The organism is Streptomyces sp. RFCAC02 (assembly GCF_004193175.1).
In the GTDB taxonomy this organism is placed as follows: Bacteria; Actinomycetota; Actinomycetes; order Streptomycetales; family Streptomycetaceae; genus Streptomyces.
The window spans coordinates 3,034,637-3,058,988 of sequence record NZ_SAUH01000001.1 but is presented as its reverse complement, the minus strand read 5'-3'; the positions used below and the strand labels follow the sequence as shown (position 1 = coordinate 3,058,988).

The window sequence follows — 24,352 nt, the reverse complement described above, 5'->3', positions numbered from 1 at the left end:
CGCGGGCCTGACGGACGCGGCCCGCGTTCAGCCGGCCACGGGCCGCCGGCAGGACAGGAGCTGCTCGATCACCCGGGCGACTCCGTCGTCCTCGTTCGACGTGGTGCGGTGCGGTGTCGCCGCGAGGACGGCGGGGTGGGCGTTGGCCATGGCGTACGCGGTGCCCGCCCAGCCCAGCATCTCCAGGTCGTTCGGCATGTCGCCGAACGCGACGACCTCGTCGGGCCTGATGCCCCGGCGGGCGCAGCGGTCGGCGAGCGTGCTGGCCTTGCTCACGCCGGGCGCGCTGATCTCCAGGAGCGCGGCCGGGGAGGAGCGCGTGACCTCGCCGTACGCGCCCGCGACCGAGCGCGCGAGGGTGAGGAAGGCGTCGGGGTCGAGCGCCGGGTGGTGTGCCAGCAGCTTGAGGACGGGCAGCCCGGCGTGCCGGGCGTCCGGGGCGAGGAGACGTTCGACGGGCGCGATCTCGAACGCCGGGTCGAAGCCGAACGGCGGGTAGTCCGGCTCGTAGTGGAGACCGGTGGTGCGTTCCACCGCGAAGGTGACGCCGGGCGCGGCGGTCCGCAGGGCGCCGACGATCGCGCACGCGTTCTCGCGCGGCAGCGGCCGGGTCTCCACGAGCTCACCGCCCTGGTGCAGGTCCACGACGGCCGCGCCGTTGCCGCAGATGGCGATCCCGTGGCCGTGGACGTGGTCGCTGACGACGTTCATCCAGCGGGCCGGGCGCCCGGTCACGAAGATCACCTCGAGCCCGGCGCTCTCGGCGGCGGCGAGGGCGGCGATGGTTCGTGCGGAGACGGTCTTGTCGTCGCGCAGCAGCGTGCCGTCGAGGTCGGTGGCGATCAGGCGCGGCAGGGCTTCGGGAAGGGACACAGTCAACGAGCATATGCGCGCACATCCGTGCGCGACCTCACTCGTATGTGGGCGGAGCCGGTCGTTGTCGTGAAGCGGCGGTTGCGCGGCCGGATTGGCCCTACGCTTGCGGGATGGCTGACACACCCGAGCTGCCGCTCCGGCTGTCCACCGTCATCCTTCCCGTGCACCGCTGGTCCGGCGGGGGCCGGCGGATCTGGCAGCGCGCCGAGGAGCTGGGCTTCCACACCGCCTACACCTACGACCACCTGTCGTGGCGCGGCTTCCGTGACCGGACCTGGTTCGGTGCCGTGCCGACGCTGACGGCCGCCGCCGCGGTGACCGACCGCATCCGTCTCGGTCCGCTCGTCACCTCGCCCAACTTCCGGCACCCCGTGACGCTCGCCAAGGAGCTGATCACGCTCGACGACATCGCGGACGGCCGGATCACCCTCGGCATCGGCGCGGGCGGCACCGGCTTCGACGCGACGGCGCTCGGGCACGACGCCTGGTCGCCGCGCGAGCGGGCGGGGCGCTTCGCCGAGTTCCTGCGGCTGCTCGACCGGCTGCTGAGCGAGGGCGGCACGGGCAGTGGCTCCCGCGGCGTCTCCTACCGGGGGGACTACTGGTCGGCGCACGAGGTGCGCATGATCCCCGGCTGCGTCCAGCGGCCGAGGCTGCCGTTCACGGTGGCCGCCACGGGGCGCCGTGGCATGCGGCTCGCCGCCCGGCACGGGCAGGCGTGGGTCACGGTCAGCGACCCGGCCGGGTTCGACGGGGGCAGCACACCGGACGCGTTCGACGCGCTGGCCCGGCAGGTGCGGCGGCTCGACGCGGTCTGCGAGGACGAGGGGCGCGAGCCGGGGACGCTCGGCCGTGTCCTGCTGGACGCGGGGGGTCCCGGCGGCGGCGCGCCGCTCTCCTCGGTGGGCGCCTTCGTCGAGTACGCGGGGACGGTCGCCTCGCTCGGGTTCACGGAGCTGGTGCTGCACTGGCCGGTGGAGGACTCGGCGTTCGCCTCGGACCCGGCGGTCTTCGAGCGCATCGTCACGGAGGCACCGGCGCAGCTCGCCGCGTGAGTGCCGCGCCGGGCGGTGTCCCGGGGCCGGCGTCCACCGGGAAAGCTACCGAAGTCGACAAGGGGTGCGACCAAAGAAGGACGCGCCGTCCGGCGGTGCGGCGTTAGCGTCCCTGGTGTGAGCGGACACAGCACGTACACGAGTGTGATCCGGACCGACGGTCTGACGAAGCGGTACCCCCGGGTGACCGCGCTGGACCGGCTGACCGTGGACATCGGCCCCGGCGTGACCGGCCTCGTCGGGGCCAACGGCGCCGGCAAGTCCACGCTGATCAAACTGCTCCTCGGCCTGGCCCCCGCCACCGAGGGATCCGCCGCCGTGCTCGGTCTCGACGCGGCGCGTGAGGGCGGCACCATCCGTGAGCGCGTCGGGTACATGCCGGAGCACGACTGCCTGCCGCCGGACGTGTCGGCCACCGAGTTCGTCGTCCACATGGCGCGCATGTCCGGGCTGCCCGCCACGGCCGCCCGCGAGCGCACGGCCGACACGCTCCGCCACGTCGGGCTCAACGAGGAGCGCTACCGCCCCATGGGCGGCTACTCGACGGGCATGAAGCAGCGCGTCAAGCTCGCCCAGGCCCTGGTGCACGACCCGCACCTGGTGCTCCTCGACGAGCCGACGAACGGCCTCGATCCCGTCGGACGGGACGAGATGCTCGGCCTGATCCGCCGCGTCCACACGGACTTCGGCATCTCGGTCCTGGTCACCTCGCACCTGCTGGGCGAGCTGGAGCGCACCAGCGACCACATCGTCGTCATCGACGGCGGCCGGCTGCTGCGCTCTGAGGCCACCGCCCGCTTCACGGAGGTGACCACCGCGCTCACCGTCGAGGTCACCGACACCGACACCCATCCGGACGGCGCGGACGCCCTGCGGTCCGCGCTGGCCGCCGCCGGGCTCACCGTGGAGGCGGCCCCGGGCCGGCTGCTGAGCGTCGAGGCGGGCGACGACTCCGTGTACGACACCGTCCGCGACACCGTGGCGGAGCTGGGCCTCGGCCTGGTCCGCATGGAGCAGCGCAGGCACCGGATCGCCGAGGTCTTCGAGGAGGCACGGTCATGACGACCCCGCGAGAGGCGGCGCCCGACCGCATCCACAACATCGGCTACCGCCGCTACGACGGCGCGCGTCTCGGCGCCGGGTACGCCCGGTTCTCCCTGTTCACGCACTCGCTGCGCGGCTCGTACGGCCTGGGCCGGTCGGGGAAGTCCAAGGTGCTGCCGTTCGGCCTGTTCGGCGTGATGGCGATTCCCGCCGTCGTCATGGTGGCGGTCGCGTCCACCACCGGCATGGACGAGCTCATGATGGACTACCGGTCGTACGGGCTCACCATGCAGCCCGTCCTCGGCCTGTACGTGGCGCTGGCCGCGCCGCAGATGGTCTCCCTCGACCTGCGGTTCAAGACGATGCCGCTGTACTTCGCGCGGCCCATCGCCCGGGCCGACTACGTGCTCGCGAAGTACGCGGCGCTCAGCGCGTCCCTGTTCCTGTTCGTCGGGGTGCCCATCACCGTGGCGTACGCGGGCGGCCTCCTGGCCGAGCTGGGCTTCGCCGACCAGACGACCGCGTACCTGCGCGGCCTCGTGGTGACGGCCGTCCTGGCCGTCCTGCACGCGGGCATCGGGCTGCTCGTCGCGTCGCTCACCCCGCGCCGCGGCTTCGGGGTCGCCGCGATCATCGCCGTCCTCACCATCCCGTTCTTCGCCGTGAACGCCCTGCAGGTCACGGCGAGCGAGCAGGGCAGCACCGGGGCCGTCGGCTGGCTCGCCGTCTTCTCGCCGGGCACGCTGCTCGACGCCTTCCAAAGTTCGCTGCTCGGCGGCGAGAGCGGCTTCATCGACGGCATCACCCCGTCCGTCGCGGCGGGCACGGTCTGCCTCCTGGTGATCGCAGGGCTCGCGGTCTCGTGCCATCTGCTCCTGCTGCGCCGCTACCGGAAGGCCGGGCTCTGATCACCATGACCACCATCGACATCACCAACGCCTCCCGCTGGTTCGGCAACGTGGTCGCCGTCAACGACGTGACCATGTCGATCGGCCCCGGCATCACCGGCCTGCTCGGCCCGAACGGCGCCGGCAAATCGACCCTGATCCACATGATGAGCGGTTTCCTCGCGCCCTCCGCCGGCACGGTCACCCTGGACGGTGCCCCCATCTGGCGCAACGAGGACGTCTACCGGCACATCGGGCTCGTCCCCGAGCGCGAAGGCATGTACGACTACCTGACCGGCGGTGAGTTCGTCCTCGCCAACGCCGAGCTGCACCGGCTGCCCGATCCGCCGGCCGCCGCCCGCGCGGCCCTGGCCACGGTGGAGATGACGGAGGCGGCTGACCGCCCCATCGCGACCTACAGCAAGGGCATGCGGCAGCGCGTGAAGATGGCCTCGGCCCTCGTCCACGAGCCGTCGGTCCTGCTGCTGGACGAACCGTTCAACGGCATGGACCCCCGGCAGCGCATGCATCTCATGCGGCTCCTCCGGCAGATGGGCGACGACGGGCGGACCGTCCTGTTCTCCTCCCACATCCTGGAGGAGGTCGAGCAGCTCGCCGGGCACATCGAGGTGATCGTGGCGGGCCGGCACGCGGCGTCCGGCGACTACCGCCGCATCCGCCGTCTCATGACCGACCGGCCGCACCGCTACCTCATACGCTCCAGCGACGACCGGTCCCTGGCCTCCGCGCTGATCGCCGATCCGTCCACGACGGCTGTCGAGTTCGACGCTGCGGAGCACGCCCTGCTCGTGCAGGCCCAGGACTTCGGCCGCTTCACCACCGAACTGCCCCGGCTCGCGAGGGAGCGCGGCATCCGGCTCCTGACCGTCTCGCCCGCCGACGAGTCCCTCGAAAGCGTCTTCTCCTACCTCGTCAGCGCGTAAGGAGCGCCCGCGTGTACAACGAGACCGTCGCCCGGCTCACCTACCGGGCTCTGCTCGGCCGCCGCAGGGCCGCCATCCTCGCGACGCTTCCCGCGCTGCTGATCGTGATCGCCATCGTGGTGCGCGCGCTCGGCGGTGAGGACGACCGGTCGGCCGAAGGCGTGCTGGGCGGCTTCGCCCTCGCGTCGATGGTGCCGCTGATCGGTGTCATCGCCGGCACGGGAGCGATCGCCCCCGAGATCGACGACGGGTCGATCGTCTACCTGCTCGCGAAGCCCCTGCCCCGGCGCACGATCATCCTCACCAAGCTGTCCGTCGCCGTCGCCGTCACCGTCGTCTTCACGACGATCCCCGTGCTGATCGCCGGGCTCGTGCTCAACGGCAACAGCCAGGGCATAGCCGGGGCGTACGTCCTGGCCTCGGCGGTCGCCTCCGTGGCGTACAGCGCGGTGTTCCTGCTCCTCGGCACCGTCTCGCGCAACGCGGTCGTCCTCGGCCTGGTCTACGCCCTGGTGTGGGAGGCGCTGTTCGGCAGCCTCGTCCCCGGCGCGCGGACGCTGAGCATCCAGCAGTGGGCACTCGCGACGGCCGAGCGGGTGGCGGCCGACGGCACCGGCGTCACATCGGACGTGGCGCTGCCGACCGCGATCGTCCTGCTCGTCGTGGTGACGGTCGCGGGCACCTGGTACGCGACCCGGAGGCTCCGCTCGCTGACGGTCGCCGGGGACGACTGAGGCGGCCGGGCGGCAGGTCAGCGCGCGTTTGCCGCGACGCGTCCGACGACCGTCACCGCCCGGTCCAGCTCCTCCTGTGTCGTGTAGTAGTGCGGCGAGAGGCGCACGAGCGGCGGCAGCTTCCGCTCCAGGGCGTCGAACTGCGCGCCCTCCCGGTTGGTCAGGCTGACATTGATGCCGTGGTGGGCCAGTTCGGCGGCGACCTCGTCCGCCGGCACCCCGGCCACGGACGCCGTCACGATGGCGCACCGATCGCGCCCGAGGTCGTGCGTCGTCACGCCGGGCAGGTCGTCCAGGGCGTCGCGCAGCCGGGTGCCCAGCGCGACGGCCCGCGCGCCCGTCACGGCCGGATCGAGGGCCAGGGCCTCGCGCACGGCCGTGCCGAGCCCGAGGACGGCCGCGTAGTTCTTCTCCCATGTCTCGAACCGGCGGGCGCCCGGCCGCCAGGTGAAGCCCTCATCGCCGTCCCACTCGGCCGAGGCGATCTCGGCCACCGGCGGGTCGAGCAGGGGAAGAATCGTTTCCGCAGCCCACAGGAAGCCCGTGCCGCGCGGCCCCCGCAGGAACTTGCGGCCCGTCGCCGCCAGCAGGTCGCACCCGATCGCGGCCACGTCGACGGGGAACTGCCCGACGGACTGCGTCGCGTCCAGCAGGTAGGGGACTCCGGCGGCCCGGGTGATCCGCCCGATCTCGGCCGCCGGGTTCACGAGCCCGCCGCCGGTCGGCACATGGCTGACGCCGACCAGCTTCGTCCGCTCGTCGATCAGCCCGGCCAGCGCGCCGGTGTCCAGGGCGCCGTGCTCGTCGTTCGGCACCACCACGATCTCGACACCGGTGCGGCGCGCGGCCTGGAAGTACGTCAGCACGTTGCTGCCGTACTCGGCGCGGCCGGTGAGGATGCGGTCGCCGGGCCGGAAGGTGTGGGCCAGCGCGGCGAAGGCGGCCTGCCAGGCGCGCGTCGAATTGTCGAACAGGGCGATCTCCGAGGCCCGGCCGCCGATCAGCGCGGCCAGGTCGTCGTGGACCCGGGCGATCCGGTCGGCCGCCGCATCGGCCGCCTCGTAGCCGCCCGTCCTGGCCTCCAGGTCGAGGTGCTCGGTCATGGTGCGGAGTGTGCCGGAGCTGAGGAGCCCGGCACCGGCGTTGTTCAGATGGATCCGGTGCGCGCAGCCCGGTGTGTCATGGCGGAGGGCGTCGATGTCCAGCCTGTTGAGAACCATGGATCACCAGGATGCTTCACGGCACACGGCCGCACAAGCGCAGCGCCGGTACGCGCGGAAGTGGCGGTGGTCACGGGAGTGGCGGAGGAACGGTGGTGGGGCGTCGGGAAGTCCGGTTATCCACAGGCTCGTTGTGCACAACCTGTGGATAACTTCCGCCGCGTGATCGCCGGTTGAGCCGTGCGGATCAGACCGTCCGGTCCGTCGAGGGCCGCAGCAGCGCCTCGAGCACCAGCGCGATGCCGTCCTCCTCGTTGCCCGCGGTCACCTCGTCGGCCACGGCGATGACCTCCGGATGGGCGCCGGCCATCGCCACGCCGCGCGCCGCCCAGGTCAGCATGGGAACGTCGTTCGGCATGTCGCCGAACGCGATGGTGTCCGCCGCCCCGACGCCGAGACGCCGCGCCGCGAGCGCGAGCCCGCGCGCCTTGCTGAGGCCGAGCGGCAGCATCTCCACCAGCCCCTCGCCGGACACGACGACCGTCACCAGGTGGCCCACCCGCTCCCGCGCGGCGGCGGCCAGCGCGTCGTCGGACAGCGAGGGGTGCTGGAGGTACAGCTTGATGACCGGCTCCGCCAGCACCTCGTCCCGGCCGGGCACCCGGTACTCGGCCACGGCGGCGTCCTCCGTGACGCCGTACCCCGTCATGCTGCGGAAGCGCGCGTCGAGGACCAGCCGGCCGTCGGCCCCGCCCCGGTCGGCCGCGAGCCCGAGGGGCCCGAGAGCCTCCTCCAGCAGACCGACGGCGTGCCGCGCGACGGCCCGGTCGAGGGTGACCGAGGTCAGCAGCCGCCGTTCGCCCGCGTGGTAGACCTGCGCGCCCTGCCCGCACACGGCGAGCCCCCGGTACCCGAGGTCGTCGAGTATCGCGCGGGTCCACGCGACACTGCGGCCGGTCGCCACCACGTGCTCGGCGCCCGCCGCCTGGGCGGCGGCGAGCACGCCCCGCGTGCGTGCCGAGACGGTCTTGTCGTCGCGCAGCAGGGTCCCGTCGAGGTCGGTGGCTATCAGCCGGTACGGGAAGCGCTGCGGCAGGCTGGGCCGGGGCGTCACGCGCCGGCCGGGGACAGGACGTCGCGGCCGCCGAGGTACGGACGCAGCACCTCGGGGACACGCACCGACCCGTCGGGGAGCTGGTGGTTCTCCAGGAGGGCGACGATCGTGCGGGGGACGGCGCACAGGGTGCCGTTCAGCGTGGCCAGGGGCCGGACGCCCGACTCCTTGGTGCGGACCCGGACGTTCAGCCGGCGGGCCTGGAACTCCAGGCAGTTCGACGCGGAGGTCAGCTCGCGGTACTTGCCCTGCGTGGGGATCCACGCCTCGCAGTCGAACTTGCGCGAGGCCGACGCCCCGAGGTCACCACTGGCCACGTCGATCACGCGGAACGGCAGCCCGAGCGAGGTGAGCCACTGCTTCTCCCACTCAAGAAGCCGCCGGTGCTCCGCCTCCGCCTCCTCCGGCGCGACGAAGCAGAACATCTCCACCTTGTCGAACTGGTGCACCCGGAAGATGCCCCGGGTGTCCTTGCCGTACGAGCCGGCCTCGCGCCGGAAGCACGGCGAGAAGCCCGCGTACCGCAGCGGCAGGCGGTCGGCCGGGAGGATCTCGTCCATGTGGTACGCCGCGAGCGGGACCTCGGACGTGCCCACGAGGTAGAAGTCGTCCTTCTCCAGGTGGTAGACGTCCTGCGCGGCCTGGCCGAGGAAACCGGTGCCCTCCATGGCGCGCGGCTTCACGAGGGCGGGCGTGAGCATCGGCGTGAAGCCGGCCGCCGACGCCTGCGCGACGGCGGCGTTGACGAGGGCCAGTTCGAGCAGTGCGCCGACGCCGGTCAGGTAGTAGAAGCGCGACCCGGAGACCTTCGCGCCGCGCTCGGTGTCGATGGCGCCGAGCGCCTGGCCGAGCTCCAGGTGGTCCCGGGGGGCGAAGCCCTCGGCCTCGAAGTCGCGGATCGTGCCGTGCGTCTCCAGGACGGCGAAGTCCTCCTCGCCGCCGACCGGCACGTCGGGGTGGACGATGTTCCCGAGGCGCAGGAGCAGGGCCTGGGCCTCGGCGGCGGCCTCGTCCCGCGCGGCGTCGGCCGCCTTGACCTCGGTGGCCAGCTCGCCGGTGCGCGCGAGCAGGGCGGCCTTCTCGTCGCCCGTGGCGCGCGGCACGCGCTTGCCGAGCTGCTTCTGCTCCGCCCGCAGCTCGTCGTAGCGGGCGGTGGAGGACCGGCGGCGCTCGTCGGCGGACAGCAGCGTGTCCACGACGGCGACGTCCTCTCCTCGGGCGCGCTGGGACGCGCGCACTCGGTCCGGGTCCTCACGAAGCAGGCGAAGGTCAATCACGGGACCAGGCTACCGGGGGCCGCGGGACGCGCGTAAACAATAAGTCCCCTCGATGCATATGCCCGTTTTGCCGCTTTGATGGAGAAAGCCGCGCCGGGAATCCACAGGTCAGGAGCGCTCCCGCAGAAAGTTATCCACAGGGATGGAGATGCAGCTGTGGACAAGTAGGGGAATGCCGGGAGTGCTGTTTGAGGCGTCTGGGAATGCCCGATTCAAACCCCGTTCACGCTCTCTTCCGGGGGAATCCGGCCCGAATTGACTCACTCCGCAGAGTTATGGGTACCGCGCGGGGTGACGAAAGTGGTTTCGACACCCTGTGGTGCCCTTCGCTCCCGGTGGGGCGGTATGTCGATATTGTCCAGCCGCCCGTATCGACTTGTCCACAGCCTCCGGACCCCGCCTGTGGATAACTCGGCCGGTCATCCACAGGCGGCCGCCCCGTCGCCCGTCAGGACCGGTCGGGCGCCGGCCTGCCGTCCAGGCAGCGCGTCAGCCAGTCCGCCGCCGCGAGGAAGTCCGCGTCCGCCGTGCCCGTCCGCACCGTCGGCGCCACCCCGTCCGCCCGCGGGTACGACCCGAGGAACCGTACGTCCGCGCACAGCCGCCGCAGCCCCATCAGCGCCTCGCCGACCCGACGGTCCGCGATGTGCCCCTCGCAGTCGGCGGAGAAGCTGTACTGCCCGATCCCCGCGCCGGTCGGCCGCGACTCGATGCGGGTCAGGTTCACACCGCACGCCGCGAACTCCTGCATCACCTCGAGCAGCGCGCCCGGATGGTCGGCCCGCAGCCACAGCACCACCGACGTCTTGTCCGCGCCCGTCGGCGCCGCGGGCCGCGCGGGGCGGCTCACCAGAACGAACCGCGTCGTGGCGTTCTGCGCGTCGTGGATGTCCGTCACGAGCGGCACGAGACCGTAGATCGGCGCGGCGAACTCCCCGGCGAACGCCGCGTCGTACCGCCCCTCCTGCACCAGCCGGGCACCGTCGGCGTTCGACGCGGCCGACTCCCACTGCGCGTCGGGCAGGTGCCGCGCCAGCCACCCCCGCACCTGCGGCTGCGCCACCGGGTGCCCGGTCACCGTCTTGATGGTGTCCATCGTCGTCCCCGGCCGCGCCAGCAGGGCGAACGCGATGGGCATCAGCACCTCGCGGTAGATCATCAGCGGCCGGCCCGACGCCAGCTCGTCCACCGTGGCGTTGACGGCGCCCTCCACCGAGTTCTCGATGGGCACGAACGCGGCGGCCGCCTCACCGCCGCGCACGGCGTCGAGCGCGGCGGGCACCGAGATCGTCGGGACCAGCTCGCGCGTGGCCGCCTCGGGCAGCGTCCGCAGCGCCGCCTCGGTGAAGGTCCCCTCGGGGCCGAGATACGTGTAACGGCTCGCACCTGTCATGCCGCCACCGTAGCGGCGCGCCGCGCCCGGCCGCCCGCCGGTCTCAGCCTTCGAGCAGCCGTTGACCGACGTACTCCCCCTGTGCTGCGCCGCCCGGCACGGCGAACAGCGCGCTCGCCTCGTGCCGGATGTACTCGGACAGCGCGTCGCCCCGGTCGAGCTTGCGCTGCACCGGCACGAAGCCCTTCAGCGGATCCGCCTGCCAGGCGATGAACAGCAGCCCCGCGTCCGGGCTCCCGTCCTCCCCGAACCCGTCGTGGTACGAGAACGGCCGCCGCAGCATCGCCGCTCCGCCGTTCGTGTCGGGCGAGGTGACGCGTACGTGCGCGTCCGCGGCGATGACGGGCCGCCCGTCCCCGTCCACCGCGTCCAGGTCGACGGGCGAGGTCTCGGAGCCGCCGGTCAGCGGGGCGCCGTCCGACTTCCGGCGCCCTATGACGCGCTCCTGCTCGGCCGCCGACAGGTCCTCCCACGGGTCGAGCAGCATCCTGATGCGGCGGACGACGGCGTAGGAGCCGTGCGCCATCCACGCCGGGTCGCCGTCGGACGGTACGAAGATCCGCTCGTCGAAGTCGGCGTCGCCGGGCGCCGGGTTGTTGGTGCCGTCCACCTGGCCCATGAGGTTGCGGGTCGTCATCGGGCGCGCGGTGGCGCCCGGGCTCCGGTTGAAACCGGACATGGTCCAGCGCACGTCCGCCGTGCCCGCCGCCGCCCGCTGGATCGTGCGCAGCGCGTGGAACGCCACCAGCGCGTCGTCCGCGCCGATCTGGACCCACAGGTCGCCGTTCGAGCGGTCGGGGTCGAGCGCGTCCGACGAGAAGTCGGGCAGCGGGTCGAGCGCGGCCGGCCGGACGGCGGTCAGCCCGGTCGCGTCGAAGAAGCTGTGGCCGAAGCCGAACGTCACGGTCAGGGACGCGGGACCGGCGTCCAGCGCGACCCCGGTGTCGGTCTCCGGGGTGCCGCCCGCCATCAGGTCGGCGGCCAGCGCGGACCAGCGGCGCAGCAGCGCGGCGGCCTCCCGCCGCCCCGCGTCCGGGACGAGGTCGAACGCGGCGAGGTGCCCGCGGGCCTGCATGGGGGTCGTGATGCCGGGCTGGTGCGTTCCGTGGAACGCGACGGACGTACGCCCCACCGTGGCCAGGTCGGGACCCGGGTCGCCGGTGGCGGCCGAGTGGCCGAGGGCGCCGCCGGCGCCGCCGACGGCGAGTCCGGCGGCACCGGCGGCGCCGGTCGTGGTGAGCAGTCGGCGGCGGGAGATTTCGGGCATGACGGGTCTCGCAGTGTCGCAGGATCAGCCGATGGGAACGGTCGCGGTCTCGGTCACCTGGTCGATGTCCGAGGTGCGCAGGGTGAGGGCGAGCTGCCAGTCCCCGGCGAGCGGGAGCTGGACGTCGGTCACGGTCCAGTGTCCGGAATCGAACGGCACCGGGTCGTGGCGCAGCGGGCCGAGGTCATCGGCGGGCAGCGTGAGGGCGACCTTGATCTCCGCCACGTCGAGGGGCTCCCCCTGCGGATCGGTCAGGGTGATGTGGAGCGTGTTCTCGCCGGTGCGGGCGGGGGTCAGCTCCAGGGCTGCGGTGCCCTGACCGCCCGGACCGCCGGTGTCGAACGGCATGCTGACGGAGACGGGCCCCGACGGCTCGACGGTGTCCCCGCCGCCCTCGCCGCTCCCGTCGGCCGCCGCCGGCGCGTCCGCCGCCGTGTGCGCCGGGGTCGTGGCGGTCAGTGCCGTCGTGACGGCCAGCAGGACGGCGGCGATCACCGTCTCGGCCAGGACGGAACGCCGCAGGCCGCTGCGCTCCGGGTCGCCGTCGCGCGCCCTGCGCCGGGCGGTGGCGGCCACGGCGTCGCGCTGGCGGGCGAGCTGGCGCGCCCGTTCCGGATCCTCGGCACCCCCGGCCGCGGCGGGGACGGGCTCGGGTTCGGGCTCGGGTGCGGCGGTCCCCGCTTCCGCGCGGTCCATGAGGCGGCCCGTCCAGCGCCGGGAGAAGCCGGCGGCCACGAGCATCGCGGCCACCAGCGCCACCTTCACCATCAGGAGCTGCCCGTAGGACGTGCCGGTCAGCGCGTCCCAGGAGAGGCCGACCTGCCGCCACGACTGGTACAGCCCCGTGACGGCGAGGACGGCGACGCTCGTCAGCGCGACCGCGGAGTAGCGGGCGACGGCGGCGCGCGGCAGGGGCAGCGGGCTGCGGGCGAGCAGCGTCAGCAGGGTGGCGAGGCCGCCGAGCCAGGCCGCGACGGCCAGCAGGTGGGCCACGTCGGCGGGGATCGCGAGGCCCGTCTGCCGGCCGGTCGACGCGTGCTCGGACATGGACCAGGTCGCCGCGGTGCCGACGGTGAGGATCCCGCCGGCGAGCAGCAGGCCGAACGTCACGTCGCGGACGCGTTCCGCGTGGGCCAGCGCGTCGTCGGCGCTGTCGTCGGTGTCCTCCCCGGCGGCCCTGTCGGCGCGCAGCCGCGCGTACCAGCCGTACAGGACGGCGACGAACGCGCCGGCGGCCGCCGTCAGCAGCAGCCGGGTGACCAGCGCCGTGCCCGTCCGCGTCTCGACGACGTCCCGCAGCCCGCCGAGGTCGAACACGTCGGACAGCTCACCCGAACCGGTGTACGGCGTACGCAGCAGGAGCAGGGCCACGGTCCCCGCCGCGAGCAGCGTCCACCCCGTGAGCGTCACCCGTTGCGCGGCCCGCAGCCCCGTCGCCACCGGCCAGCACACCAGGACGAAGGCGCAGGACCCGAAGAGCAGGACGAACCCCGCGTACGACGCGTACCGCCCGATGTCGTACAGCAGCCCGACCGCGCCGTCGTCGCCGCGGCCCGCCACCGCCGCCAGGTCGACGCTGCTGTCCGACGGCGCCCCGATGGAGAAGGTGAACGCCCCCGCCACCGGGTGGCTGTCGGCCGAGACCACGTGCCAGGCGACGGTGTACGTGCCGTCCCCGAGATCGCCGGCGAGCGCCACGCCGTGGGTCGTGCCGCTCCCGGTCGGCCGCCCGGTGTCGGCCTGCGATCCGTCCGGCGCCAGCACGCGGATGCCGCCGTCGCCGACGGAGACGCTCTCGGAGAACGTCAGCGTGACCTCGTCCGGTGCCTCGGCGACCACCGCGCCGTCCTCCGGGTCGGTGCCGGTGAGCGCCGCGTGGGCGTCCGCCGCCGGCGCGGCGATGAGCAGCGCGGCGAGCGCGCCGGCGCAGGCCAGCAGCGCGGCCAGCGCGCGGTGCCGGCGGCGCCGGGGACCCGGCCCCGGCTCCGGCCTGGAGAAACGGTACGGCAGCGCGGTCATGACGGTGCCTCACTCTCCGGTGTGGTTGGCGGCCTCCACGGGCACGTCGAGCGTGATCGGCGCGGAGGTCTCGAAGTGGAGTTCGAGCGGTACGGTGTCGCCCTCGTCGGGGCGGCGCTCCAGGCCCATGAGCATGAGGTGGTTCCCGCCCCGGTCCAGCCGCAGCGTGCCGCCGGCCGGGACGGCCAGCGAGTCCACCCGGTGCATCGTGGTGCCCTCCGTCTCGTGCATCTCGACGGATTCGGCGGCCTCGCTGGTGACCGAGGTGAGGGCGTCGTCGGTGTCACCCGTGTTGCTGATGGTGAGGTAGCCGCCCGCCACGTCGGCCGTCGGCGGCTGCGGGATGTAGGCGCCCGAGACACTCAGCCGGGGCGCGTCCCCGGCGTCGTCGCCGTCCTGTCCGCCACCGCCGCCGCACCCGGCGAGCGCCACGGCGAGCGCGCCGGCGAGTACGGACGCGGCGGCGCGACGGCCGGCGCGCGTCACGGCAGCTCCCCGGCGATCAGCTTCGGCAGGTCGCGCTCGAACGTCTCGGCGGTCACGCCCTCGGAGTACAGGACGTGCGCCTTGTCGTCCGTCGGCAGGAAGCCGATGACCTGGGCGCCGTGCGTCGAGACGATGTCGCCGTTCTCGTCCTCGTACGCCGGCTCGATGTACACGCCGAGCGACTCGGCGGCCGCCTGGACGGCGTCGAAGTCGCCCGTGAGACCCGTGAAGTCCGGGTCCTGGGCGTCGAGCCAGGGGCCCAGCGACTCGGGCGTGTCGCGTTCGGGGTCGGTCGTGACGAAGACGACCCGCAGGTCGGCCCGCTGCTCCTCGGTCAGGTCCCGGGCGGCGACGGCGATGTTGCTCATGGTCAGCGGGCAGATGTCGGGGCAGTTGGTGTAGCCGAAGTAGAGCAGGGTGGCGTGCCCGGCGGTCTCGGCCCGCAGGTCGTACGGTTCGCCCTCGGTGTCGGTGAGGACGAGGTCCGGCTTGTCGAACGGCGTGTCGAGGACGGTCCCCTCGTCGACGGCCGTTCCGCCGGACACCTCGGCGGCCGGGGCGTCGCCGCCCTCGTCGCTGTCGTCGCCCCCGCCGCCGCAGGACGTGAGGGCGAGGAGGCTGACGGCGGCGACCGCCGCGGTACGGAAGGTGCGCAGGTGCATGTGTGGTGTTCCCGGAGTGTGAGGGGCGCGGGGACGGGCGGACGGTGAGGCCCGTCCGCCCCCGCGCGGTGGAGCGTGGTGCGAGGGGGCGGCACCGTGCGCCGCCCGCCGTCAGGAGGCGTTCCGGCGGCGGCCCGCGAGGACGCCGAACGCGACGCCCGCGAGGCCGACGACGATGCCCGCCGCGCCGAGGACACGGGCCATGGTGTCGCTCGCGTCGTCGTCCGTGCCGTCGGCGGCGCTCTGCGTGTCGGCGCCGGACTCGCCGGCCGCCTCACCGTTCGCCGCGTCGTCGGTGACCGCCTCGTCCCCCGCCGAGGCGTCGGCGGCGGGCGTCAGGGTCAGGACGGGCGACGGGTTGTCCGGCTCGGTGCCGCCCTCCTCGGCCGGCTCCTCGATCCAGCGGACGACCTCGTCGTTGCTGTAGGTCTGGATGGCGTCGAAGACGAGCCGGTCCACGCCCTCGGGCAGCGGCCCGACGGACAGCGGGAACGACTGGAACTGCCCGGGCGCGATCTCCCCGCCCGTCCAGGTGATGACGCTCGGCGCCTCGGTGACCTCGCTGCCGTGCACCTCGACCGGCTCGTCCAGCTCGGCGGTCTCGACCTCGACGTCCCAGCCGGGCACGGGCTGCGGCATGACGGACGTGAGCGGGTGCTCCGGGTCGAGGTGCAGTTCCAGACGGACGGTGGAGGCGTTGTCCCGCTCGTTCGGGACCTTGACGTCGATGACGCTGTACCCGCCCTGCTCGGCTTCCGCGGGGTCGATGCTGACGTGCGCCGACGCGGTCGGGGCGGTGATCGCGACGACGGTCGCGGCAGCCGCCGCGACGACGGTGCCGGCGGTCAGACGTGTGCGCTGCATGAAGGCACTCCTGAGGAGTAGTCGGAGGAGAACACGGGGATCGGGTGCCGGGGTGCGCCCCGGGCGCGCGGCGGTGGCGCACCCGTCCTGTTTCCTCCGGGGGAGTGCGTCAGGCCGCGAGAGCGAAGAGGTGCGCCGTGCGCGCCGGCGGTCCGCGCCGGATCACGACGTCCGGCAGGGGCGTGCCGCTGGTCGCCGGGGTCGCGTGGTGACCGGTGCGCGCCGGTCGTACGACGGGCACGCCCGGCAGCAGGTCGGCGCACAGGAGGCGCGCGAGGAACAGCACGCGCCCGAGCGTGAACGGCCGGCGCGCGGCGAGCCGTACGAGCCGCCAGAGCGCCGCCTCACCGCGCCGCAGCAGCCAGCCCGCCGCCAGCGCGGCCAGCACGTGGCCGGCCAGCATCCCGCCGGACGGCAGCAGGCCGTGGGCCGCGCCGCCGGCGTCCGCGGCGGGCGCCGCCGGATCGAGACCGGCGGCGGCGACGATGCGGGTCGCCGAGCGTTCGGTGAGCGCGAGCGCGTGGTCGTTGCACAGGAGGCGGTGGGCCTGGGCGATCGCCCCGCCACCGTGGTGGCCGGCGCCCGTGGCGCCGAGGCTGTAGAGCCCGTGCAGGAGGAACTGCCCCGCCGCAAGCAGGGCGGCGAGCGCGGGCAGCGAACGGCGCTCCCGGCCGGTCAGCGGCAGCGCGACGAGGAAGGCGGCGGCCCAGCCGGCGGCCAGCGCCCAGGCGCTGACGCCGAGCCCGCCGGCCGAGAGATGCCCGGCCGCGGCCAGCGTGGCGCACGCCGCGGCGAAGACCGCGGCGCGCAGCACTCGCAGATCCGCTCCGGCACGCATGGCGCGCCCATCATCTCATCGGAGGGCGCCGGGAGCGCCGGTGGGGCACCGCCGTACAACGCGGGAAGCACCCGAGCCGACCCGCAGGGCATACCCCCCTATCCGGCGATACGTCATGACACATCCGCCGAACGAGGGTGTTGGGTCACCTGTACGCTTACGCACCCCGCTGATAGGCAATACCTACAGACAAGTCCGGACCGTCCGACCGGTCAGGACCGTCACCGGAAGGAGGCTGGAGCATGAGCATCTGGTGGTCTCTCCAACTGCGGCGGGAAGCGGCCAGTGTCCCGCTCGCGCGCCGGCTCCTCGTCGGCGCGATGGAGGCGGCGGGGGTGGATCCGGAGATCGTGCACGAGGTGTCGGTCGCCCTCTCCGAAGCCTGTTCCAACGCCGTGCGGCACGGGGGCGAGCGCGCCGGCGTCTACCGGGTGACGGCCTCGATCCACGGTGACGTGTGCCGGATCGAGGTCACCGACTCGGGCCCCGGCTTCCCGCCGGGCGGCTGGCTGCCGCCGGTGGCCGCGCCCCCCGCCGCCAGGGATCCGGCGCCCGGCGGACGCGGCCTCGGACTCATCGAGGCCCTGTGCGACCGCGTCCGCTTCGGCAACCAGCCGGGCTCCGGCGGCGCCGTCGTCACCTTCGACAAGGTCCTCAAGTGGCGGGACGGCGCGCTGCTGTCCCTGCGCTGACCCCGCCCCCGGCCGCTACTCCCCGGCCGGGGCGTAGACGACGAGCATGCCGCTCTGGTCGTCGGGGAACACGCCGTACCCCTCGACGTCCAGGAACGGCAGGACGTCCCCCGTCGTCTCCTCGACCTCGCCGGTCGCGATGTCGAGGCGCACGGGGACGTACTCGTAGCCGCTGTCGCTCTCGACCGTCGCCGTGCCGTACGCGTGCCCCGTGTCGTCGACCGCACCGAACAGGACCGGGTTCGTCCGGTCGGTGGGGGCGAAGCAGTGGCCCGTCCCCTCCTCCAGGTCGAAGGCCAGGTAGCCGTAGACCAGGTACCGGCCGGTCGCCGACATCCGCCACTCCTCGTCGTCGGCCGTCATGCCGTCGGCCGGGCAGGTCGCCGACGCGACGGTCTCGCCCGTGTCGTCCCGGAGGATCGCCCAGGTCTCGTCGCCCTCGTCCTCCTTGCCCTCCCACCGCGCGGCGATGAGGCCGTCCTGGTGGCGGAACGCGCGGGCGCCCTCCGCCAGGACGTTCTCCGGGGCCACGCCGTAGCTCGTCCACGCGTCAGGGACGAAGAAGCCCTCGTAGCCCGAGTCCTCCGAGATCAGCGGGCCGGCCGCCGTGATGCCGGCCACGGCCGGGTAGAACCAGTCGTCGCAGGCGTCCTCCGGGCAGTCCGCCGGCGCGGCGATGCTGTCCGCCTCGGTGGTCGCCAGCTCGCCGCTCGCGAGGTCGACGGCCACGACCGACTCGTCGAGCTCGACCATGAGCGCGCTCCCGCCGTCCGTCACCTCGCCGGCGCCCGGGACCTCCACATGGTGGAGGGGCGCCAGCTCGTCGCCCGCCTCACCGGCGGCGAAGATGTCGATCACGACGGTCTCCTCGCCGCGGTCGATCAGCTCGGCGCCCGCGGTGCCCGACGACCAGAAGGCCACGTAGTCCGTGCCGTCGACGGTGGGCGCGAGGACCTGGAGCTCCGCGTCCGGGTTGACCGGCTCCACGGGCGCGGTCCGCCACAGGCGCTCGCCGGTGGCGATGTCGAACACGGTGAGGACGCCGCGGCCCGTCTCGGTGTTGAACAGGCCGACGGCGCCCGCCCGCGGGAGGGTGACGACGCTGCCGTCGATCTCGCGCTCCCAGCCGCGGGCGGTGTCGTACACCGGGGGGACGCTGAGCTGGGTCGTCGGCAGTCCGAGCGCGTCGTCGTCGGCGGGGGTGTCACCGCCGTCACCGCCGCCCTTGCCGTCGCCGCCGGCCGACGTGCCGCCGGACGTCTCCGCGCCGCCGTCGTCCCCCTTCTCACCGCCACCGCCGTCACCGCTGTCACCACCGCCGCCGCACGCGGCGAGCACCCCCACCGCGACCACACCGACCAGCGCGTACCGCAGCCGCATCACCGCATCCCCCTCACCGTCGCCGCTTTCGGCGGCATCATGGCACAGGCGGGGCGACGGGCCGCCGGGTCGTGCGCCGGCGGATGGGGCGGGGCCGCGGATTGTCCGGTCTGTACCCGGTTCGCCGGACCCGCGTTACCGTGGGGGAACGGCGCGAGCTGCGCCCTCGATCGCGCGGAGGTGGCGACCATGACCCAGATCGGGCCGAAAGAACTCGTGATCCTTGCGATCGTCGTCCTGCTGGTCTTCGGGACCAGGCGGCTCCCGGACATCGCCCGGTCGCTCGGCAGGTCGGCGCGCATCCTCAAGAGCGAGACGGCCGCCCTCCGCTCGGACGGCGCGGCCCCCGCCACGGGCGACACCGCCCCGGCCGGGACCGGCGCGGAGCCGGGCCCCACGACCAGGAGCTGACGGCCGGCGTCAGCGCTTCGCGTGCCGCCCGTGCCCCTGCGCGGTGGGCGGCGGCGTCCCCGTACCGCCCGTCTCCGCCGACCGGGCCGCCGCGCGCCGGGACCGCAGGAACTCGATCGCGATCGGCACCACGGACAGCAGCACGATCGCCACGAGCATCAGCTCGATGTTCTCCCGGACGAAGGCGACCTTGCCGAGGCCGGCGCCCAGCAGCGTCACCCCGGCTCCCCACAGCACACCGCCGAGCACGTTGAACACGACGAACGAGCGGTAGTCCATGCGGCTCACGCCCGCGATGATCGGCGTGAAGGTCCGCACGACCGGCACGAAGCGCGCGAGCACCAGCGACTTCGGCCCGTGCTTCTCGAAGAACGCGTGCGCCTTCTCCACGTTCTCCTGCTTGAAGAGCCGCGAGTCGGGCCGGCGGAACAGCGAGGGCCCCACCTTCCGGCCGAAGAGGTACCCCACCTGGTCGCCGAGGACGGCCGCGAGCACCACGAGCAGGCAGGTCAGCCACAGCGGCGTGTGCAGGTACTGCCCGGTCGAGACGAGCATGCCGGTGGTGAACAGCAGTGAGTCGCCCGGCAGGAAGAAGCCGATCAGCAGCCCGGATTCGGCGAAGACGACGATCAGGACGCCGATCAGTCCGAAGCTGTCGATCAGTGTCTCGGGGTCGAGCCAGCTGGGGCCGAGGGCCAGTGATTCCATGCGGGGAACCTCGCGGGGCGCGGCCGGGGTACGGTCCCCGGCCTTTCGATCAGGCTACCAACCCCGTGACGCCCGCCCGCCGTTCCGCGCACGGGCCGTGACGGGGCGGCCCCGGCGCCGCCGTGCGCGCGCTGTGACGCACCGCGATCGGGGCAGACGCGCGGGAGAGGCGTGGTGCATGATGTGGGACCGGAGCTCCACACGGACAGACATTCGGAAGGCCCTCTCATGACCCGCTCCCCCCGTCGGCTGGTGATCGCGCTCCTCTGTCTCGGCTCCCTCGGTCTGGCGACCGCCTGCGGTTCCGACGACGGATCGTCCGACGACGCGGGCTCCGAGCCGTCGTCCGAGCAGTCGTCCGAGGGCGTCGTCCGCGAGAGCCCCAGCGAGGACGCGGGGAGCGACAGCGACAGCGGTCCGGCCAGTGTCGAGCCGTCCGATGCCACCGCCGCCACGGTCCACACGAGCCTCGGCGACATCGAGGTGACGCTCTTCCCCGAGCAGGCCCCGCTGGCCGTCACCAACTTCGCCGGGCTCGCCGACGGCAGCCTGCCGTACGAGGGCCAGGAGGGGGACGAGCCCCTCTACGACGGCACGGTCTTCCACCGCGTGATCGCCGACTTCATGATCCAGGGCGGTGACCCGGAGGGCACCGGCATGGGCGGTCCCGGCTACGAGTTCCCGAACGAGACGAGCCCCGACCTGACGTTCGAGGACCCCTACCGCCTCGCGATGGCGAACGCCGGCCCCGACACCAACGGCTCGCAGTTCTTCATCACCGTCGCGCCCACGACCTGGCTGGACGGCGGCTACTCCATCTTCGGTGAGGTCACCGACGAGGCGAGCCGCGAGGTCGTGGACAGCATCGCCGCCGTGGAGACCGACGCGAACGACAAGCCCGTCGAGACGGTCGTCATCGAGTCGATCGAGGTCGCCGAGTAGCCGGTCGGCCGCCGCGGGGACGACGATCTGCCCATATGCCCGGCTGATACTCTCGCCGGGTGACGCCGCACGCCCCCGGGCCGATGCCCGCCGCCGCCCCGCAGGCCGCGCCCCCCGCGTTCCCCGGCATCCCGGCGGACGAGGGCTCGTGCACCTACGCGGTGGACCTCTGGCCGGCCGACCCCGCCGTGCTCACCGACGAACCGCGCCTCCTGGCCATCCTGCGCACCGCCGCGGCCCGGGGCGGCGCGACCGTGCTCGGTGAGTCGTCCCACGTCTTCCCCAACGGCGCCGTCACCGCCGTCCTGCTGCTGTCGGCGTCCCACATCAGCGTGCACACCTGGCCGGAGCACCGGCTCGCCCAGGTCGACGTGCTCGCCTACGGCCGGGAGAACGGCGAGCGCATGGTCGCCTCGGTCGAGGCCGCGCTCGCACCGGCGCACGTCACCACCGCCCGGCTCCCGCGCTCCTTCACGCCCTGAGCCGGCCGGGCGGCCCGCCGGCGCTCAGGCCGAGAGCCGCGCGACCCACGCCTCCACGTCGTCGGCGGTGCGCGGCAGGGCGGCGGACAGGTTGCGGTACCCGTCCTCGGTGACGAGGAGGTCGTCCTCGATCCGCACGCCGATGCCCCGGTACTCCTCGGGCACCGTCAGGTCGTCCGGCTGGAAGTAGAGACCCGGCTCCACCGTCAGGCACATGCCGGGCGCGAGGGTGCCGTCCGCGTACGTCTCCCGCCGGGCCGCCGCGCAGTCGTGCACGTCCATGCCGAGCATGTGACCCGTGCCGTGCAGGGTGTAGCGGCGCTGGAGACCCAGGTCGAGCACGCGGTCCACCGGCCCCTCCAGCAGGCCCCACTCCACGAGCCGCTCCGCCAGCACGCGCTGCGCGGCGCGGTGGAAGTCGCCGTACTTGGCACCGGGCCGCACCGCCGCCATGCCGGCCTCCTGCGCCTCGTACACGGCGTCGTAGACCTTGCGCTGGATCGCGCTGAACCGGCCGCCGACCGGCAGGGTGCGGGTGACGTCGGCGGTGTACAGCTCCGTCGTCTCCACGCCGGCGTCCATGAGGAGGAGGTCACCGGGGCGGACGGGGCCGTCGTTGCGCACCCAGTGGAGTGTGGTGGCGTGCGGTCCGGCGGCGCAGATCGAGCCGTAGCCGACGTCGTTGCCCTCGACGCGGGCGCGCAGGAAGAAGGTGCCCTCCAGGTAGCGCTCCGAGGTGGCCACGGCCTTGTCGAGGACGCGCACGACGTCCTCGAAGCCGCGGGCCGTGGCCGCGCAGGCGTGTTCGAGCTGGGCGATCTCGAAGTCGTCCTTCACGAGGCGCATCTCGGAGAGGAAGACCCGCAGCTCCTCGTCGCGCTCGCCCGTCACCTTGTCGGTGAGGGCCGCCTCGACCTCCGTGTCGTGGCCGCGGACGACGCGCACCGGACCCGTGGCGGCGGCGAGGAGTTCCGGCACGGTCCGCACGTCGGCGACCGGCAGGCCGTACAGCCGTTCGGCCTCGGTCAGGCTCGTGCGCCGGCCGACCCACAGCTCGCCCTGGCCGCTGAGCCAGAACTCGCCGTTCTCCCGGTCGGAGCGGGGCAGGAGGTAGAGCGTCGCGTCGTGGCCGCCGTGCTCGGCGGGCTCCAGGACGAGTACGCCGTTCTCGGACTGGTCGCCGGTGAGGTACGCGTACTCGACGGCGGCGCGGAACGGGTAGTCCGTGTCGTTGGAACGGGTCTTCAGGCGTCCGGCGGGCACCACGATCCGCTCACCGGGGAAGCGCCCGGACAGCGCGGCCCGGCGGCGGGCGGTGTGCTCCGCCTGGGGGACCGGGGCGAGGTCGCGCCGCTCGGTGTTGGCCCAGCCGCGCCTCATGAACTCCATGAGTTCGTCGGAGACGCGGGGGGTCACCTTGTTCTTGCGGTCGGAGCGCTCGGCGTTCCCGTCGGCGGCGGGCTGCTCCCCGCCGTTCGCGTCCGGGGTGGTCTCCTCGGTCCGCTCCTCCGCCATGTCGCGCCTCCTCCGCCCGGTCACCGGTCGCCCCCATCGTATGCGGCGCGGGGCCGGCGGCGACAGGGCGGGCCGACGCGCGGATCAGTCGAAACGCGCCGCCAGCAGGACGATGTCCTCCGCGCCGGATCCCGCGCCGTCCCCGCCCTCGCCGGCCGGGACGGTGGCGAGGACGTGGTCGCACAGGGCCTCCGGATCGGCGAGGGCGTCGGGTCCGGCCGCCAGCGCGGCGGCCCGCAGCCGGGCGAAGGCGCGGTCCATCGGCTCACCGGTGCGGTGGAGCAGGCCGTCGCTGAAGAGCAGGACCGTTTCTCCCTCGGCCAGGTCGAGCGTGACGCTCGGCGCCTCCCAGCAGGCCAGCATGTTGAGGGGCGCGGACAGCGTCGTCTCGGCGAAGTCGGCACGGGCCGGGCCGACGACCAGGGGCGGCGGGTGCCCGGCGGAGGCGAACACGACACGGCGGGCCGCCGGCTCCGCGTGCCCGAACAGCGCGGTCGCCGGACGGCCCGGCTCCGTGAGGCGCAGCAGGAGTTCCAGGTCCGAGAGCACGGCGACCGGGTCCTCGCCCTCCATCACGGCGTACGCCCGCAGCCCGGCGCGCAGCCGTCCCATGGCGGCCAGCGCGGCGGGCCCGGTGTCCGCCGTGCCGCCGACCGCGAGGCCGAGCGCACGGTCGGGCAGCGCGAGCGCGTCGTAGAAGTCCCCGCCGCCGTGCGGCCCGGTCCGGTGCCGCACGGCCAGCGTGACGCCGGGCAGGCGCGGCAGCCGGGCCGGCAGCAGGCCCTCGCGGACGGTGGCGAGCGCGGAGCGCGCGCGGGAGAGGTCGAGACGGTTCGCGATGTGCTGGGCGGCGTGCCGCAGATAGAGGGAGAGCAGGCGGCGCTGGCGGCGGTCCGGCTGACCCGGCTCGTCGTACAGCCAGACGGCGGCGCCGAGCCGGCCCGCGGGGTCGGCGGACAGCGGGGCGGCGTAGCTGGCGGCGAACCCGAGGCGGGCGGCGACCTCGCGGTGCCGGGGGTGCAGTTGCTCCTCGCCGGCGATGTCGCGGTGCACGACCTCGCCCGGCTCACCGGCCTCGCGCGCACCCCCGTCGGTGTCCTGGCCGGCCAGGGCCGCCGCGGGGGTGTGGAAGCCGCGCGGTACCGTCTCGATCTGCCCGAGGTCCGCGCGGCCGAGCCCGAGGCCGGTCAGCCGCTGCGGGCCGAGTCCGTCGGCCGGGCCGAGGGTGACGAGGCCGCGCCGCGCGCCCACCAGGCCGGCGCCGGCGCGCAGGGTCTCATGCAACGCGTCGGTCAGGGTACGCGTACGGGCGATGCGTTCGGTGAGGCTGTGCAGGGTCGTCAGATCGGAGATCCAGGAGGCGAGCCGGTCCTGCACGCCACCGGGCCGGGCTGCGGTGGGGGCGCCGGCGGGCCGGGACGGCCGTGGCGGGGGAGTCTGCGTCACGGAGGAAAGCGGGGCGTGGATTCCGGCCACTTTCGGCGAGGGTGAGGTGCTCATGCGGGAGGGCTTTCGTCATGGCGCGCAGGCCCACGGGTGTCGGTATTGTCCTGCCGAGTTGGATGATGCCCAGGTGGTGCGCGCGTTCCGGGGGCGACAGGC

Annotated in this window: 23 protein-coding genes and 1 pseudogene; 9 read left to right on the top strand and 15 right to left on the bottom strand. The window is 73.9% G+C overall.

Annotation, left to right across the window (positions count from 1 at the left end):
- Positions 1-27: 27 nt before the first annotated feature.
- Positions 28-873 carry an HAD hydrolase family protein gene (locus tag EMA09_RS14275; RefSeq protein ID WP_240796392.1) on the bottom strand — a complete coding sequence of 282 codons (846 nt, stop codon included), beginning with the start codon at positions 871-873 and terminating at the stop codon, positions 28-30.
- Positions 874-1,004: 131 nt separating this feature from the next.
- On the opposite strand from EMA09_RS14275, the gene EMA09_RS14270 reads away from it, so the two are divergent.
- The 5 genes from EMA09_RS14270 (at position 1,005) to EMA09_RS14250 (ending at position 5,540) form a co-directional block, all read left to right on the top strand.
- Entirely contained in the window at positions 1,005-1,931 is a 927-nt protein-coding gene (locus EMA09_RS14270) for an LLM class flavin-dependent oxidoreductase (protein WP_129844037.1), read from the top strand.
- A 144-nt stretch (positions 1,932-2,075) separates the two neighbouring features.
- Entirely contained in the window at positions 2,076-2,993 is a 918-nt protein-coding gene (locus tag EMA09_RS14265) for an ABC transporter ATP-binding protein (protein ID WP_129844036.1), read from the top strand.
- Complete coding sequence (locus EMA09_RS14260) at positions 2,990-3,883, top strand: ABC transporter permease subunit (protein WP_129841418.1); 894 nt, start codon at positions 2,990-2,992, stop codon at positions 3,881-3,883. Before EMA09_RS14265 ends, EMA09_RS14260 begins: the two co-directional genes overlap by 4 nt.
- A gap of 5 nt (positions 3,884-3,888) precedes the next feature.
- On the top strand, positions 3,889-4,806 hold the full coding sequence (locus EMA09_RS14255) for an ABC transporter ATP-binding protein (protein ID WP_129841417.1): 918 nt from the start codon (positions 3,889-3,891) through the stop codon (positions 4,804-4,806).
- Between the two features lie 11 nt (positions 4,807-4,817).
- Positions 4,818-5,540, top strand: coding sequence for an ABC transporter permease subunit (locus EMA09_RS14250; RefSeq protein WP_129841416.1), 723 nt, complete (start codon positions 4,818-4,820; stop codon positions 5,538-5,540).
- A gap of 17 nt (positions 5,541-5,557) precedes the next feature.
- Here EMA09_RS14250 and EMA09_RS14245 read toward each other — a convergent pair whose 3' ends face one another.
- The 10 genes from EMA09_RS14245 to EMA09_RS14200 form a co-directional block, all read right to left on the bottom strand.
- Positions 5,558-6,760 carry an aminotransferase class V-fold PLP-dependent enzyme gene (locus tag EMA09_RS14245; RefSeq protein ID WP_129841415.1) on the bottom strand — a complete coding sequence of 401 codons (1,203 nt, stop codon included), beginning with the start codon at positions 6,758-6,760 and terminating at the stop codon, positions 5,558-5,560.
- A gap of 187 nt (positions 6,761-6,947) precedes the next feature.
- Positions 6,948-7,814 (bottom strand): HAD family hydrolase, encoded by an 867-nt coding sequence (locus EMA09_RS14240; RefSeq protein WP_240796391.1) that lies wholly within the window; start codon positions 7,812-7,814, stop codon positions 6,948-6,950.
- The gene (serS, locus tag EMA09_RS14235; protein ID WP_129841414.1) at positions 7,811-9,091 is read right to left on the bottom strand and encodes a serine--tRNA ligase; all 1,281 of its coding nucleotides are present in this window, start codon (positions 9,089-9,091) and stop codon (positions 7,811-7,813) included. The genes EMA09_RS14240 and serS overlap by 4 nt, the downstream gene beginning before the upstream one ends.
- Positions 9,092-9,539: 448 nt before the next feature.
- Entirely contained in the window at positions 9,540-10,484 is a 945-nt protein-coding gene (gene pheA / locus EMA09_RS14230) for a prephenate dehydratase (protein ID WP_129841413.1), read from the bottom strand.
- A gap of 43 nt (positions 10,485-10,527) precedes the next feature.
- Positions 10,528-11,751: an iron uptake transporter deferrochelatase/peroxidase subunit gene (gene efeB / locus EMA09_RS14225; RefSeq protein WP_129841412.1), complete on the bottom strand. Its 1,224-nt coding sequence runs from the start codon at positions 11,749-11,751 to the stop codon at positions 10,528-10,530.
- Positions 11,752-11,775: 24 nt separating this feature from the next.
- The gene (locus tag EMA09_RS14220; protein ID WP_129841411.1) at positions 11,776-13,770 is read right to left on the bottom strand and encodes a copper resistance protein CopC; all 1,995 of its coding nucleotides are present in this window, start codon (positions 13,768-13,770) and stop codon (positions 11,776-11,778) included.
- 9 nt (positions 13,771-13,779) lie between these two features.
- Positions 13,780-14,256: a copper chaperone PCu(A)C gene (locus EMA09_RS14215; RefSeq protein ID WP_129841410.1), complete on the bottom strand. Its 477-nt coding sequence runs from the start codon at positions 14,254-14,256 to the stop codon at positions 13,780-13,782.
- Complete coding sequence (locus EMA09_RS14210; RefSeq protein ID WP_129841409.1) at positions 14,253-14,918, bottom strand: SCO family protein; 666 nt, start codon at positions 14,916-14,918, stop codon at positions 14,253-14,255. The genes EMA09_RS14215 and EMA09_RS14210 overlap by 4 nt, the downstream gene beginning before the upstream one ends.
- A gap of 111 nt (positions 14,919-15,029) precedes the next feature.
- The gene (locus EMA09_RS14205) at positions 15,030-15,782 is read right to left on the bottom strand and encodes a YcnI family protein (protein ID WP_129841408.1); all 753 of its coding nucleotides are present in this window, start codon (positions 15,780-15,782) and stop codon (positions 15,030-15,032) included.
- Between the two features lie 109 nt (positions 15,783-15,891).
- On the bottom strand, positions 15,892-16,620 hold the full coding sequence (locus EMA09_RS14200) for a hypothetical protein (RefSeq protein ID WP_129841407.1): 729 nt from the start codon (positions 16,618-16,620) through the stop codon (positions 15,892-15,894).
- Positions 16,621-16,862: 242 nt separating this feature from the next.
- Here EMA09_RS14200 and EMA09_RS14195 point away from each other — a divergent pair, with 242 nt between their 5' ends.
- On the top strand, positions 16,863-17,312 hold the full coding sequence (locus EMA09_RS14195; RefSeq protein WP_129841406.1) for an ATP-binding protein: 450 nt from the start codon (positions 16,863-16,865) through the stop codon (positions 17,310-17,312).
- A gap of 15 nt (positions 17,313-17,327) precedes the next feature.
- Here the strand turns inward: EMA09_RS14195 and EMA09_RS14190 are convergent, their stop codons facing one another.
- Complete coding sequence (locus EMA09_RS14190) at positions 17,328-18,692, bottom strand: PQQ-binding-like beta-propeller repeat protein (RefSeq protein ID WP_129841405.1); 1,365 nt, start codon at positions 18,690-18,692, stop codon at positions 17,328-17,330.
- A 189-nt stretch (positions 18,693-18,881) separates the two neighbouring features.
- On the opposite strand from EMA09_RS14190, the gene tatA reads away from it, so the two are divergent.
- On the top strand, positions 18,882-19,103 hold the full coding sequence (gene tatA / locus EMA09_RS14185) for a Sec-independent protein translocase subunit TatA (protein ID WP_129841404.1): 222 nt from the start codon (positions 18,882-18,884) through the stop codon (positions 19,101-19,103).
- Positions 19,104-19,112: 9 nt separating this feature from the next.
- Here the strand turns inward: tatA and EMA09_RS14180 are convergent, their stop codons facing one another.
- Positions 19,113-19,811, bottom strand: coding sequence for a VTT domain-containing protein (locus tag EMA09_RS14180; protein WP_129841403.1), 699 nt, complete (start codon positions 19,809-19,811; stop codon positions 19,113-19,115).
- A gap of 450 nt (positions 19,812-20,261) precedes the next feature.
- Between EMA09_RS14180 and EMA09_RS14175 the strand changes: the two are divergent.
- Both EMA09_RS14175 and EMA09_RS14170 read left to right on the top strand, forming a co-directional pair.
- A pseudogene (locus tag EMA09_RS14175) lies at positions 20,262-20,753 on the top strand (peptidylprolyl isomerase); the annotation flags it as partial.
- Between the two features lie 59 nt (positions 20,754-20,812).
- Positions 20,813-21,235: an S-adenosylmethionine decarboxylase gene (locus tag EMA09_RS14170; RefSeq protein ID WP_240796390.1), complete on the top strand. Its 423-nt coding sequence runs from the start codon at positions 20,813-20,815 to the stop codon at positions 21,233-21,235.
- 24 nt (positions 21,236-21,259) lie between these two features.
- On the opposite strand, the gene EMA09_RS14165 is transcribed toward EMA09_RS14170, so the two are convergent.
- Together EMA09_RS14165 and EMA09_RS14160 are read right to left on the bottom strand one after the other, a co-directional pair.
- Positions 21,260-22,750: an aminopeptidase P family protein gene (locus EMA09_RS14165; RefSeq protein ID WP_129841401.1), complete on the bottom strand. Its 1,491-nt coding sequence runs from the start codon at positions 22,748-22,750 to the stop codon at positions 21,260-21,262.
- Between the two features lie 84 nt (positions 22,751-22,834).
- The gene (locus tag EMA09_RS14160) at positions 22,835-24,250 is read right to left on the bottom strand and encodes a PP2C family protein-serine/threonine phosphatase (protein WP_129841400.1); all 1,416 of its coding nucleotides are present in this window, start codon (positions 24,248-24,250) and stop codon (positions 22,835-22,837) included.
- Positions 24,251-24,352: the final 102 nt, after the last annotated feature.

Excerpts from the sequence above, each read along its gene's own strand:
- EMA09_RS14260 (WP_129841418.1), top strand. The coding sequence starts at position 2,990 with ATGACGACCCCGCGAGAGGCGGCGCCCGACCGCATCCACAACATCGGC.
- EMA09_RS14255 (WP_129841417.1), top strand. The coding sequence starts at position 3,889 with ATGACCACCATCGACATCACCAACGCCTCCCGCTGGTTCGGCAACGTG.
- EMA09_RS14245 (WP_129841415.1), bottom strand. The coding sequence starts at position 6,760 with ATGGTTCTCAACAGGCTGGACATCGACGCCCTCCGCCATGACACACCG.
- pheA (WP_129841413.1), bottom strand. The coding sequence starts at position 10,484 with ATGACAGGTGCGAGCCGTTACACGTATCTCGGCCCCGAGGGGACCTTC.
- efeB (WP_129841412.1), bottom strand. The coding sequence starts at position 11,751 with ATGCCCGAAATCTCCCGCCGCCGACTGCTCACCACGACCGGCGCCGCC.
- EMA09_RS14220 (WP_129841411.1), bottom strand. The coding sequence starts at position 13,770 with ATGACCGCGCTGCCGTACCGTTTCTCCAGGCCGGAGCCGGGGCCGGGT.
- EMA09_RS14210 (WP_129841409.1), bottom strand. The coding sequence starts at position 14,918 with ATGCACCTGCGCACCTTCCGTACCGCGGCGGTCGCCGCCGTCAGCCTC.
- EMA09_RS14205 (WP_129841408.1), bottom strand. The coding sequence starts at position 15,782 with ATGCAGCGCACACGTCTGACCGCCGGCACCGTCGTCGCGGCGGCTGCC.
- EMA09_RS14200 (WP_129841407.1), bottom strand. The coding sequence starts at position 16,620 with ATGCGTGCCGGAGCGGATCTGCGAGTGCTGCGCGCCGCGGTCTTCGCC.
- EMA09_RS14195 (WP_129841406.1), top strand. The coding sequence starts at position 16,863 with ATGAGCATCTGGTGGTCTCTCCAACTGCGGCGGGAAGCGGCCAGTGTC.
- EMA09_RS14190 (WP_129841405.1), bottom strand. The coding sequence starts at position 18,692 with ATGCGGCTGCGGTACGCGCTGGTCGGTGTGGTCGCGGTGGGGGTGCTC.
- tatA (WP_129841404.1), top strand. The coding sequence starts at position 18,882 with ATGACCCAGATCGGGCCGAAAGAACTCGTGATCCTTGCGATCGTCGTC.
- EMA09_RS14180 (WP_129841403.1), bottom strand. The coding sequence starts at position 19,811 with ATGGAATCACTGGCCCTCGGCCCCAGCTGGCTCGACCCCGAGACACTG.
- EMA09_RS14165 (WP_129841401.1), bottom strand. The coding sequence starts at position 22,750 with ATGGCGGAGGAGCGGACCGAGGAGACCACCCCGGACGCGAACGGCGGG.
- EMA09_RS14160 (WP_129841400.1), bottom strand. The coding sequence starts at position 24,250 with ATGAGCACCTCACCCTCGCCGAAAGTGGCCGGAATCCACGCCCCGCTT.